Genomic DNA, 11137 nt, shown 5'->3' with positions numbered 1-11137 from the left:
GAGGCACCTGCTCAGGTTCTCGCACGGATGCAGGGCCATCCGCACGGTCAGGATCGCCTGTCCTTGCGAGTTCAGCGCCTGCACCCGCCGGTAGATCATCGAGGCGGACTCGGAGTCGGCGTTCTGATTCCCCTCCGGCGGCCGCGGGAACCCGAAGGCAAAAGGCAACCCGAGATAGTCGACAACCTGCACGTCGGCCTTAGGTGCGTAGGTCGCGCCAACGAGTCCCGCGAAAGCACTCGGAGGCGTGTACGCGGCGGTCTTGATCTTCAAGATCGGCGGCAGCAACACGGACGCCGGCAACGGACCCGGACTCACCAGCGCAGGCGGCGCCCCCGCAACCGACTCGTCATCCTTCACGGCCGCCCCAACCGCAACCCCCACCGCATACAACGCACTAAAAACCACCAACACCCCAACCACCACCCCGACATACACCCACCTCGACGGCTTCCTTCTGCCACCCACCCCCACCGCCGCACCAGCCAGACCTCCGGAGTCGCCCCCCACATCTCCCAGTCCGGCCGCATCTCCCGACCCCGCCGCGTCGTCGCGGCCCGGCGCCCCTGCGTTCCACCCTGGTGCCTCACCCTCCAGTCCCAGTTCTCCGGACTCCGGCCCCAGCCCCGCGCCCCGGCGTACCGGCTCCTGTGCTGGCTGGTGGTCGGCGGGCGCGGCGCCGTACTGGGAGAGGTGGTTGCGGACGGCATCGAGGGCTTGCTCGTCATTGCCGAGCAGTCCGTCCAGGGGATCGATCAGCCGCTCAGCGCCGGACCGACCAGGCACCAACTGAGTGATCGCATACGGCCGCTCCACACTGAAGTTCGCCGCCCACAGCGGCGTTTCCAACTGCCCGGGCTCAAGCGCCGCACTCCGGCTCGCCCGCCCGAGTCGCTCCCGTACTGCGGGATCCGCTGCCCCCGCCTCGCTCAGTACCAGCGCGACGATCTCCATCCCGGTGAACGACCGCCCGCGCCAGATTTCTGCCAGCGAGTGCTCCAGCAGTAGGTGCTCGAGCCGATACCCGGGCAGCGCCGGCGCGCCACTCACTTCGACTCCCAGATCGCACGATCCGCCAGCACCAGCACGGCCTGTTCTGCCTTCTCCCGCTCGACCGGGTACGCCTTGTAGTCCACCTGTACGACGATGTCCGCGCGCTGCACGAGCACCGAGATCAGCCAGTCCTGTCCACCGGCCTGCCCGGTCACGTGGCTCCTGGTCGGATAGGGCCGGTCCTCCACGTCGTCCCACGGCTTCCGCTCGAACGCCTGTTTGGCCGCGACTTCCGGCGGGATCGGAGGTTGACCCGCGCCCGGCGCCTTACCAGCCTGCGGGGTGATGGTCACGTCGACCGTGGCAGCGGTATAGGCGGGCTGCGTGGATTCGTCGACCTTGGCTTGGCAGTGCACGTCGTTCGCGCCAGTCTGCGTGAACGGCACCGGTGTGGTTGCTGCAGGCAAGAGAATGGAGATGTCGCCGAGCCGCGAACACAGATCCGCCGGCAACTTGCGCGCGGGAGCAATGTCCTTCGCCCGGACCGGTTCCCCGGCCGCGAAGCCGATCCCCAGCCCGGCGACCGCGGCGATCCCGCTCGCGATCGCAGTACCCCGCACCAGTCGACTCGCCATGCCCGCGACCCTAGCCACGCGCAGGTTCTCCACTACCGCTCAACCCCCAGGCCCCAGACACGCCCCCTTAGACGCCACCCCACCCACCCCGGTTCCAGCAAGTGGAAGGTGATTCAAGCAGCCGGGCGCATGGGTTTGGTTGGTCCGATGAGGAGGTGGCCAGGCAGTGCACACGGCGTGGAGCCGCGCCGACAGCGGGCGCGTAGTGCCGGTGTGATGGTTAGCTGAGGAGGGTCTTTACTGAGCCGCCGGATTCGCTGAGTTTGGTGCCGAGGCCCGACAGTGCCTCGCCGACCGAGGCGAGGATGCCTGAGAGGTCCTGGAGGTTGCCGGCCAGGCTCTCGACCTCCGAGGCGACTCCGCCGATCGTGCCGCTGCCGTCGTTCAGCCGCTTGGCCGCCGCGTCGCCGATGCCGGGGATCTTGTCCAGCTCGCCGGCCAGTCCCGACAGCATCGCTGCAGCGTCCTTCAGCTTGTCCTTCGCCGCGTGCATCGTGTCCGCACTGCCGCTGAGCGCCCGCCGCGCCCCACTCTCGCCGTCCTCGCCGACCAACGCCGTAGCAGCCTTCGCCGCCTGCTCACCCGCCTCCGCGAGCCCACCGCCGATCGTCTTCATCAGCTCCGGCAACCGCCCGATGAACCCGAGCGCATCGTCCGGCAGGTCCCGCACCAGCTTCAGCACCTTCTCGAAGTCGTCCGAGTTCTCCATCACGAACCCGACCGCCTTCTTCACATCCCCCAGATCCCGCCCACCCAGCAAATCCTCGATACCCATGCCCGGATGCTATTGCCCACTCACCCCATCCGCCCCCGCTTCACCCCCACCCACCCCCGGCGCGTCGCCCCGCGCCCGGCCCCTCCAGCCCCCTCCAACCCCGATTAGCGCCTCCCGCCCCGCCGCGTGTATCGTTACTCGACGTTGTCCGGCGCTCGTAGCTCAACGGATAGAGCATCTGACTACGGATCAGAAGGTTGGGGGTTCGAATCCCTCCGAGCGCGCCAGCAAAAGCCCAGTCATTCAGGTGGATGACCTGGGCTTTTGTCATTCCGGGGACCTGTGGTTCATCCCCACGCACCCCACTCCGCGGCCTCCTCCGTCGCCCGCTCCGCAGGCCGCTCCCACCCACCCGGAGGCACGTGCTGCGCCCGCTTGTCCAAGGCCTCGTGGACCTTGCTCCGGGGCATGCTGCCACTCGCTCAGACATGCAGCAAAGGAATCGCGCTCAACGCCTCGTCTCGTACCTGGTCAGGACCACGCCGCCGGGAAACGCCCGCGTCTCCACCAGGTTCAGGTTCACCCAGCTGTCCAGCGCGGTGAAGAACGGTGTGCCGTTGCCCACCAGCACCGGATGGGTGACGATCTCGTACTCGTCGACCAGCCCGGCCCGCATGGCCGCCCCAGCGAGCGTGGCGCCACCGACCCTCATCGGCTCGCCGTCGTCGGCCTTGAGTCGGGTGATCTCCGCTACAGCGTCGCCGGTGACCAGGCGGGTGTTCCAGTCGACCTTGTCGATCGTCGAGGAGAACACCACCTTCGGCGTGTCCCGCCAGTTCCGCGCGAACTCGATCTGCGCCGGGGTGGCGTCGGGCTGCTGGTCGCCGGTCGGCCAGTGGGAACTCATCGCCTCCCACAGCTTGCGCCCGTACATCAACAGCCCGATCGCCAACTCCTGGTCGAGCCACCACTGAAACAGCTCGTCGCTCGGCCTGCCCCAGCCGATGTCGTCGCCGGGCGCGGCGATGTAGCCGTCCAGGGTCAGGTTCATGCCGTAGATCAGTTTCCGCATGGCGCCACGCCTTTCTGTCGAAGGGGTCGCATCTCATCACTCCTTGTCCGGCGGCCGCGCCCGGGCCGCCGCCCACCACTACGAACGCCCCACCTCGGATCCGACAGCCGGCGCAGAAATTCTCACCAAACAGTCGGTCTCGGGAGTCTAGATCGGCTCGGCGCAGGAAACTGATCAATGCGCGATCCGAGTTCGGCGGTAGTCATTCGTGCTCGGTGCGCGCAGCGGCGCCCACTCGGCCGACCAGGGCAACCCGCCTAATCTCAACCCCGCCCGCGCACAGCAAGCAGCGCACCCACTCCACACGCGAACAGACTGCTCAGCCCGGTAGATGCCGTGCAATTAACGTGCAATTGGATGAGGTCAACGACGGTTACTCGGCGGGCCGAGACAGACCACCGATCGTGCTCGGGCGGGCCGGCTCCTGGTCCTCGCTCAATGCTTCCAAGCCGGTTATGCGGCAGCTTGCCGGCTGACCCCAGTCTGACCCCAACAGGTCCACACGAACCGCCATCGGGACAACCTCGGAGCCCATGCTTCACCCTGCGCCAGGAGCTAACCGTCTGTTGCTCGCTCCTACGGATCAGAAGGTTGGGGGTTGAGCAGGTGTTGTCGTAGGTCGGTCGTACTGTCGGCGCATGGTATTTACGTCGCCTGTGGAGCGGGCCGTGCCGAATCGTCTGGCTCACGAGCGCGAGGCGCTGACACAGCAGCTCGACTTCCACCGCGCCACCCTGCTTCGCAAGCTGGAAGGGCTCGATGGCGAGCAGCTGCGCCGGCCGATGACGGCGTCTGGACTCAGCCTGCTGGGGCTGGTGAAACACCTGGCCGAGACGGAGCATGGCTGGTTCCTCAGGATCTACGGAGGGTTGCCCGAGCCAGATCTGTTCTCGACTGACGGTGACCCAGATGCGGACTTTCGCGTCGGTCCCGATGAGACGGCCGACGCGCTGGTCGGGCAATACCTACTGACCTGCGAGCGGGCCCGGGCCGTCGTGGCCGCCGGCGGGCTCGACGACGTGGTCAGGACGCCGTCGGGAGCGGAGGCCAACCTGCGGGCGATCCTGGTCCACATGGTCCAGGAAACCGCGCGGCACAATGGTCACGCCGACATCATCCGAGAGGCGATCGACGGCACAACAGGCCATTGAAGCCCGTCTCACAACTGGGTCAGAGCGGCTCGTTGATCGCGACGATGTGGAGTGTGGCCGCCGAGTACGTCACCGCCGGCGACAACTACACCTGGATCTGCCAGCCCCACCGACCTTCGAAACACGGCGTAGGTGTCTGACCGCTCCACGGATGTGAATTCGCTCAGTGGTTGCTCTGTACCGCTTGGGCTGCCTTCTCGATCTTCGCCCGATGCGTGGCCCAGTCGGCGTCGTCGTGCTCGGACGACGGGGTTGAGTCTGACCCGAGAGCTCCGTCGAGCTGCTCGCGGAGGATGTCGGCGTGACCGAGATGCCGATTCGTCTCGGTCAACACGTGAACCATGACGTTGAACAGCTTCACGTCAGGCTGCGGCCACCACGGCACACGCCCTGGCGCGTCGACCGGCAATGAGTCAATGGTCGCGTCCGCGTGCTGACACGCTCGGTTATACCCGTCGATGATGTCGGCGCGTGACTCATCTTCGGTGACCCACAGGTAGTCGCGGTTCTGGAACCCTGGATCGTCGAAGCTCGGGATCGGTTCCGGATAGGGACGATCGAAGATCACTCCGAAGTATCGAGCTTCCGACAAGGTCAGGTGCTTCACCAGGCCGAGCAGAGATTGGTCCCGGTCCTGGTGAGCGGACGGCGCACGTCATATTCGGACAGCTCGTCTAGCTTGCCCAGCAGAGATGCGCGCCCCCACCGCAGACCGTCGTGGAGGTACTCCTTGGCGAACTCATCGATCATGCAAAGAGGATTACATCCATCCAGATGGCAGAGAAGCCAACCCGCAGCGGCTTGCTAACGGGGTTGGGGTTCGAATCCCTCCGAGTGCGCCAGCAAAAGCTCAGTCATTCAGGTGGACGACCTGGGCTTCTGTCGTCCCCGGGACACGCCAGAAGGACGGCCTCGTGGGATCCGGCTCGCTGTCGAGCACAGCGTCAACCGGACGGCGTGGCCGAGGGCCATTCGCCGAACCACTGCTCGGCGCCGTACTTCTCGAAGCGCTCCACCTCGGTGAACCCCAGCTTTGCCGCGAGGCGCATCGAGCGGTCGTTGGCGGTCTGGGTGCAGAGCACCACCGGCTCGTCGGGAAGCGCGCCGGCGAACCAGTCGAGTGCGGCTGCGCACGCCTCGCCGGCGTACCCGAATCCCCACGCCTCCGGAAGGAACATGTAGCCGAGCGAGACCTCCGGATCGACGTGATCCGGATGCTCTGAGTCGCGCCGATCGAGGGTGACCATGCCGATCATCGCTTCGTCGAGATCGATCGCGAAAAGGCCCGGGCGCCGCGTCGGTGCCTCAGGCAGCGTGCCCTCGAGCTCGTCACGCGGTCGAGGGCCACCGATGTAGGTGCCTACCTCCGGCGAGGCGAACAACTCGATCAGTGCCGCACGATCGCGGGGCTCTGGCTCACGGAGTACGAGTCGCTCGGTCCTGATCGGGGCAGGTGGCCAGGCGACGGGTCCAAGCTCATGCATGGCGGGCAAGGTACCAATGGATCGGCTCTCGCCTACGGCGTTCTTAGAGGAATACGTGGGCGATTTCGAGCCACTTCTGTGCCGCAGGCGGTCGACTATCGCTGGTCGAGGAGGCTGGTCAGTAGGGTCCTGGCCTCAGTGCCGTAGCTGGCCGCGTCGGCGAGGTGGCCGAAGACTCGTTCGTAGGCGCCGATTTCGTCTGCCTGGGTGACGTTGAGGACGGCGGTGAAGAGTTCGACCAAGGCGAGGGTGTTGTCGTACAGGTAGAAGCCGTGGATCGGGGCGACGGCCAACTGGGTGGCGAAGGGGATGACGCCTACCCGGATGGTTGGCAGCGTGGTCATCGAGACGAGGTGGCCGAGTTGGCCGGCCATCACGTCGGGTGGGCAGAGCTGGTAGCGGAGTACCGCCTCGGTCATGACGAAGTGGAACTTCTGCTCGCCGCGGTGGAGGATCTGCTGCCGTTTCATTCGTGCAGCGATTGCCTCATCGACCTCGGTCTCGTACTTCGGCGCTCCGCGTTCGTTGTCGCCTGGATCCCCTTCGGCGAACCGGAAGCGGGCGTATTCGGCTGTCTGCAGCAGGCCTGGCACGAAGCAGGGCTCGAAGTTCCGGGTGAGCTTGGTCTTGGCTTCGATTTCTCCGATCGACCGCTGCCGAGCCGGTAGCCCGTTACGGTACATCCGCCGGTGCTCGACGTACTGCTGCTCGAGGGAACGCAGCGACGCTACGAGCTCGCCAACCAGCGCCTCGCGATCGCAGAAGTGCGCCCACAGCTCCAGGTCAGCGTCGGACGGAGTCTGTCTGCCGGCCTCGATCTTGGACACCTTAGAGGGCACCCAGCCGGTCGCCTTCGCCAAGTCGCGCCCAGTGAGGTGGGCGTCCAGCCTCATCTCCCGGAGGCGGTTGCCGAGCGCCTCGCGCGCTCGCTGGAAACTGGACACCCACACTCGCCTACTTGGTGATGTTCTGCTTGCTGAGGAACCCGTCGTCGTACTGGCCGAGGTAGTCCGCTCTTGGCAGTGCGTAATGCCGAGCGACGTCGCGGTAGTGCGCGTGCTCGACAACGACCGTGGGGTCGCTGATCACATCGGCTCCGAGTAGGACATCACGCTCATCGTGGCGAAGGATGCACATCTTGTGCGAGTCGAGCAGCCAGTAGTCGTAGTCCGGCAGCCCGAGTTCTGTTGCCTGTCCACGCGACAAGTACCGGATATCCTCTCCGGCGGCGACGTTGAGCCGGGACAGATTCAGCCCGAACCGCGTGTAGTCCGACCACGGCTCCGACACAACCCGGACCCGCTCGACCTGCTGACCTTCCAGCGTCCGCCGAAGGATGAGGCCCATCCAGTCTTCCATCCACGAGTCATCCGCCGGCTCCCGCGCGAGGAACCGGCGTACATGCTCGGCCTCACCCCGGTCGGCATAGCTGTCCCGCACCTCGAGCCGGTACGCCGTGTGCTGGTAACTACGAGCGAACTGGACGAACTCCGGACCCACCTTGACGAAGGTCGATTCACTCACGCCTTCGTACCGTTGTGGTGGGCAACGATCAGATCCGCGAGTCCCTTCGTGATGATCACCGCGTCTTCACCCTCCGGGAAGTTGACCAACTGGGCTCGAGCATCAGCACTGGTCAGCGCGTACCCCTGAACGATGTAGCGGCCATCCTCGGTCGCATAGAACGACGGACAACCATCCTTGCCAGAGTTCGGATCGGTAGCGAGGTGTTTGAGGTGCTTCGGCTGGTCCATAGGGATCTCCCTGCGCAACTGAAATGAATGGGGTTGCTCTTCAAGACTCCCGGCTCGCCGAGAAACAGTCAACGTCCATCGGAGAAATCTGGAGCAACTTTCTTCCACGCTAGGTAGCGACTCCCTAACGTCGTGCTCAACCCAGCCGCTCTACTTCATCAGCGGAGAGACGATTGAGCAGCCACGCAGATGTCCTTAACCAGGTGTGGAAGCAGCACCCGATCGACCAGGTCCGTTGGAGTGACCAGAGCAAGCGGTCATGACCCCTGTCTCTAATCCGTTTGCGGTCGCCTACATCGGGGCGCACGTACTCACGGCGGACTCTGAGTTGCCCGCCTTGAAGACAGCCATCGTCGAGTTCGCAGTCGCCCGCGGCTTCATCCTCTTCATGACCTACGTGGAGGATTCGCACACCGTGCTCGCCGCGTTCGGAGAGATGGTCTCGGACGTCTGGAGAGACAACGTGAGGACAGTCATCATGCCGAGCGTCGTTCACCTCGCCGCCCTCGGCAATCCGGTGGAGATGAAGGCACACCTAGAACACCACATCGGCGGAAAGGTCCTGTTCATCAATCCCGCCACCTAAGCGGCGGAGCGAGCGTGCTGGCCCCTGCGCCCGCGTTCGCTCCGTCATCCAACTGAATGACTCTCCTTACCGGCTGGGCGTTCGATCTGCCCGGCTGGGCGTTCGATCTGCCCGGCTGGCGCGAGTCTGCCCGATGGCAACGCGTTGAGATCTAGCCCAGCTCCAACTCGCCGACCGTCTGGCCCCCGCTCAACTCTCCTGTTGCTTGGAAGCCGAGCGCTAGGTAGAAGCCCTCTGGGCCGTCTTCGCCCGGGTGCCAGGTGGTTGTCAGGCGGGTGCCGCCGCGGCGACGGATCTCGTCGGCCACAGCGGCAACCGCGAAGCGGCCATAGCCACGGCCCTGCTCGCCAGCGGCAATGTTGAGCCGCCAGAGGCCCGAACGAAAGTCCTTTCCGTCACCCGTGAAGTCGAGGTCGAGGAAAGCCATCAGGAAGCCCACTGGCCGGTCGTCGTCGAAGATGACGCGAGGCCACGCAAAGTCTCGGTAGACGTACGCCTCCGCAAGGGACTGCACCACCGGCTCCACCAGGTGCTCCTGATTGGCGCTGACCTTGATGCCGATCGCGACGTCGAAGTTTGCTGGAGTGACTGGTGCCAGCCGAACCGTAGTCGTCATGCAGGCAGCGTAAGTCGAGGCCGTGCTGTAGCGGTGGTCGGTGCGCTCCAGGTCGCCACGAGATCAACGGTAGGCGAATCCCGGTCATTCAGGTGGATGGTCAAGCTACTGGCTCGCGGTGAGCTGCGGCTGGGGTGAGCGGCGCCAGAGCAGGCCGACGCTGATGGCGATCAGGGTGGTCAAGAAGAGCTCTACCCACAGTCCGGTTGAGCTCAGTGGCGGGATCAGTTCCTCCGAGAGGTTCCACGCGGCGTGTAGCAGGACCGCGGCCCAGACTCCGCCTCTGAGGCGCTCGGAGACGAACAAGATTGTGTAGGTCAGCGGAAAGAGGCCGAGGAAGAAGAGGAGGCCCTCCAGGCTGACTAGGCCTTTGTCGTGCTGGCCGGTGCCGTTGAGGAAGAACAGCGGGACGTGCCACAGTCCCCATGCGGTACCGAGAACGACGGTCGCGGCGATGCGTCCGTAGTACCGGCGAAGTCTGGGCTGCATGTAGCCCCGCCAGCCGAACTCTTCGGACAGCGGGCCGGCGATGAGTGTGTAGGCCAAGGCCCCGAGCGGTCCGCCGGCACCAGCGATCACCGATGAGGCATGTTGCGGGATGCCGTCGACACCCATCAGCAGCGCCGCCAGTACTGGTGGGGCGCAGCCGAGAACCACAGCTGCAAGAGGCCAACCCCAGGACCAGGTCACCTGCTTGGGCATCCGGTCGGTTCGCCGGTACCGCAGCCACATCACCAACGCAGCCAGCGACGGGCCACTCGCGGCCAGGGCGAAGACCAGAGCACCGAGCCCTTCGTCGACATTCGCGTCGACCACGCCGAGCACTATCCATGGAATCCAGCTCAGTAGCAGGGACACCGCAAAGAACCCGATCAGGCGCTGACCTACCACCGCCCTCGCGTCGCCGATCCGTAAAGACTCAGTCGCGGCCACCACGGTCCCCTGTCACGCACTTCGTCGAAACCATGCCTAGATCCTGGCTGCATTGTCGGCAATCGATGAGGGTGCCAAGCTGTCGATGCATGGTGGTGTTAGACCTACCCCGCCGTACTGCGCGCGGTGGGTCACGGTCGATACAAGGCATGATCACGTCGTGGAATCTGAAGAGGTCCTGACGGGAGGAAACGTAGCCGCGCAGGTAGTCCGGGTGGGCTCGACCGTGCGGAAACCCTCCCTCGTCCAGACGTCCGGAGTCGAGGCCGTCCTCAGCCACCTAGCCGAAAAGCAGTTCGAAGGTGCTCCACGCACGTTGGGACGAGACGAGTGCGGGCGGCATGTCCTTGAGTACATACCGGGCGCTATTGCCGAGACACTGCTTCCTTTCTCACCGGACGAGCTGCGTCGGGTTGGGCGGCTGATTCGCGAGCTCCATGACGCGATGGAGACCTTTCAGCCACCGTCAGATGTCACCTGGCAGGTGGTGGTCCCCAACCCCGCAGGCGTCGACCTGATCTGCCACAACGACCTCGCTCCATGGAACCTGGTCCGCGATGATCATCGCTGGGTGTTCATCGACTGGGACAACGCGGGCCCTCATCACGATTGTGGGATCTCGGCTACGCCGCAAGTGCGTTCGTGCCATTTGTGCCGAGAGGCGACATAGAGGCCATGGGCGCGGCTCTACGCAGAAGGTCATGGCGACCACTGGGGGCCGGCCGCCGCGTACATCGAAGAGCACCATGACGCCTGGGTCACGGCGCTGGTTTCGGACTACCCCAGCTCCTAAGGCTTGGTGACCTAAGCGCGACTGCCATCAGCCGTTGTCGACAGGTACTGGGGCCGGCGGGTGTGCCTAGCCCGTTACTCCCCGACGAGGCCGTCCACTGACTCGCGGATGAGGTCGGCGTGGCCGTTGTGGCGGGCGTACTCCTCGATCATGTGGACCACGATCCACCGCACGCTGCGCGTGCGACCGTCCGGCAAGCCGCGTCGCGCCGGCTGGTCCAAGCCGCCGTCAGCCAAGGTCTTAGAGAGCAGATCGCGAGAGCGGGTTACCGCGCTCTGCCAGAGGGCGTGCAGTTCCTCGGGGGAATCCTGGGCGGCCGAGTTCCACTCCCAGTCGGGGTCGGCGTCCCAGTAGTCGTCTTTCCACATTGTCTGGCGCTCGTTCCCCCGCATGCGCTGGGAGAAC

General features: G+C 65.3%; 16 protein-coding genes and 1 tRNA gene. 4 read left to right on the top strand and 13 right to left on the bottom strand.

Annotated elements, in window-relative coordinates; genetic code table 11:
* From VFG33_RS15120 to VFG33_RS15110, 3 genes are all read right to left on the bottom strand, one after another.
* Positions 1-1050: hypothetical protein (locus tag VFG33_RS15120; RefSeq protein WP_325026782.1), on the bottom strand; the 1050-nt coding region annotated here is incomplete at its 3' end.
* Entirely contained in the window at positions 1047-1628 is a 582-nt protein-coding gene (locus VFG33_RS15115) for a hypothetical protein (protein WP_325026780.1), read from the bottom strand. The genes VFG33_RS15120 and VFG33_RS15115, both read right to left, overlap by 4 nt.
* A 220-nt stretch (positions 1629-1848) precedes the next feature.
* Positions 1849-2403 carry a hypothetical protein gene (locus VFG33_RS15110; protein ID WP_325026778.1) on the bottom strand — a complete coding sequence of 185 codons (555 nt, stop codon included), beginning with the start codon at positions 2401-2403 and terminating at the stop codon, positions 1849-1851.
* Positions 2404-2554: 151 nt separating this feature from the next.
* On the opposite strand from VFG33_RS15110, the gene VFG33_RS15105 reads away from it, so the two are divergent.
* A tRNA-Arg gene (locus tag VFG33_RS15105) sits at positions 2555-2630 on the top strand.
* A 221-nt stretch (positions 2631-2851) separates the two neighbouring features.
* Here VFG33_RS15105 and VFG33_RS15100 read toward each other — a convergent pair.
* Entirely contained in the window at positions 2852-3415 is a 564-nt protein-coding gene (locus tag VFG33_RS15100) for a dihydrofolate reductase family protein (protein ID WP_325026776.1), read from the bottom strand.
* 656 nt (positions 3416-4071) lie between these two features.
* On the opposite strand from VFG33_RS15100, the gene VFG33_RS15095 reads away from it, so the two are divergent.
* Entirely contained in the window at positions 4072-4566 is a 495-nt protein-coding gene (locus VFG33_RS15095; protein ID WP_325026773.1) for a DinB family protein, read from the top strand.
* A 163-nt stretch (positions 4567-4729) separates the two neighbouring features.
* Here the strand turns inward: VFG33_RS15095 and VFG33_RS15090 are convergent, their stop codons facing one another.
* From VFG33_RS15090 to VFG33_RS15065, 6 genes are all read right to left on the bottom strand, one after another.
* Complete coding sequence (locus tag VFG33_RS15090) at positions 4730-5173, bottom strand: mycothiol transferase (RefSeq protein ID WP_325026772.1); 444 nt, start codon at positions 5171-5173, stop codon at positions 4730-4732.
* Positions 5170-5316, bottom strand: coding sequence for a DinB family protein (locus VFG33_RS15085; protein WP_325026770.1), 147 nt, complete (start codon positions 5314-5316; stop codon positions 5170-5172). Before VFG33_RS15085 ends, VFG33_RS15090 begins: the two co-directional genes overlap by 4 nt.
* Before the next feature lie 194 nt (positions 5317-5510).
* Positions 5511-6050, bottom strand: coding sequence for a GNAT family N-acetyltransferase (locus tag VFG33_RS15080; protein ID WP_325026768.1), 540 nt, complete (start codon positions 6048-6050; stop codon positions 5511-5513).
* A gap of 95 nt (positions 6051-6145) precedes the next feature.
* Entirely contained in the window at positions 6146-6994 is an 849-nt protein-coding gene (locus tag VFG33_RS15075) for a helix-turn-helix domain-containing protein (protein WP_325026766.1), read from the bottom strand.
* A 10-nt stretch (positions 6995-7004) separates the two neighbouring features.
* The gene (locus VFG33_RS15070; RefSeq protein ID WP_325026764.1) at positions 7005-7574 is read right to left on the bottom strand and encodes a DUF6879 family protein; all 570 of its coding nucleotides are present in this window, start codon (positions 7572-7574) and stop codon (positions 7005-7007) included.
* Positions 7571-7804 (bottom strand): hypothetical protein, encoded by a 234-nt coding sequence (locus tag VFG33_RS15065; protein ID WP_325026762.1) that lies wholly within the window; start codon positions 7802-7804, stop codon positions 7571-7573. Before VFG33_RS15065 ends, VFG33_RS15070 begins: the two co-directional genes overlap by 4 nt.
* A gap of 259 nt (positions 7805-8063) precedes the next feature.
* On the opposite strand from VFG33_RS15065, the gene VFG33_RS15060 reads away from it, so the two are divergent.
* Positions 8064-8390 (top strand): hypothetical protein, encoded by a 327-nt coding sequence (locus tag VFG33_RS15060; protein WP_325026760.1) that lies wholly within the window; start codon positions 8064-8066, stop codon positions 8388-8390.
* 151 nt (positions 8391-8541) lie between these two features.
* Here the strand turns inward: VFG33_RS15060 and VFG33_RS15055 are convergent, their stop codons facing one another.
* On the bottom strand, positions 8542-9006 hold the full coding sequence (locus VFG33_RS15055) for a GNAT family N-acetyltransferase (protein WP_325026758.1): 465 nt from the start codon (positions 9004-9006) through the stop codon (positions 8542-8544).
* Positions 9007-9111: 105 nt separating this feature from the next.
* Entirely contained in the window at positions 9112-9822 is a 711-nt protein-coding gene (locus tag VFG33_RS15050; RefSeq protein WP_325026756.1) for a CPBP family intramembrane glutamic endopeptidase, read from the bottom strand.
* Positions 9823-10099: 277 nt separating this feature from the next.
* On the opposite strand from VFG33_RS15050, the gene VFG33_RS15045 reads away from it, so the two are divergent.
* Positions 10100-10609, top strand: coding sequence for a protein kinase family protein (locus tag VFG33_RS15045; RefSeq protein ID WP_325026754.1), 510 nt, complete (start codon positions 10100-10102; stop codon positions 10607-10609).
* A 197-nt stretch (positions 10610-10806) separates the two neighbouring features.
* Here the strand turns inward: VFG33_RS15045 and VFG33_RS15040 are convergent.
* On the bottom strand, positions 10807-11137 hold a 331-nt coding region (locus VFG33_RS15040; RefSeq protein ID WP_325026752.1), incomplete at its 5' end, for a mycothiol transferase.

The sequence above is a fragment of the Kribbella sp. genome, from assembly GCF_035687465.1.
Taxonomy (GTDB): domain Bacteria; phylum Actinomycetota; class Actinomycetes; order Propionibacteriales; family Kribbellaceae; genus Kribbella.
This window is presented reverse-complemented; position numbering and strand designations above follow the sequence as displayed.

What these genes read in the sequence shown, in the direction of transcription:
- VFG33_RS15085 (WP_325026770.1), bottom strand. Translation starts at nt 5,316, where the DNA reads ATGATCGATGAGTTCGCCAAGGAGTACCTCCACGACGGTCTGCGGTGG.
- VFG33_RS15060 (WP_325026760.1), top strand. Translation starts at nt 8,064, where the DNA reads ATGACCCCTGTCTCTAATCCGTTTGCGGTCGCCTACATCGGGGCGCAC.
- VFG33_RS15055 (WP_325026758.1), bottom strand. Translation starts at nt 9,006, where the DNA reads ATGACGACTACGGTTCGGCTGGCACCAGTCACTCCAGCAAACTTCGAC.
- VFG33_RS15080 (WP_325026768.1), bottom strand. Translation starts at nt 6,050, where the DNA reads ATGCATGAGCTTGGACCCGTCGCCTGGCCACCTGCCCCGATCAGGACC.
- VFG33_RS15110 (WP_325026778.1), bottom strand. Translation starts at nt 2,403, where the DNA reads ATGGGTATCGAGGATTTGCTGGGTGGGCGGGATCTGGGGGATGTGAAG.
- VFG33_RS15100 (WP_325026776.1), bottom strand. Translation starts at nt 3,415, where the DNA reads ATGCGGAAACTGATCTACGGCATGAACCTGACCCTGGACGGCTACATC.
- VFG33_RS15115 (WP_325026780.1), bottom strand. Translation starts at nt 1,628, where the DNA reads ATGGCGAGTCGACTGGTGCGGGGTACTGCGATCGCGAGCGGGATCGCC.
- VFG33_RS15065 (WP_325026762.1), bottom strand. Translation starts at nt 7,804, where the DNA reads ATGGACCAGCCGAAGCACCTCAAACACCTCGCTACCGATCCGAACTCT.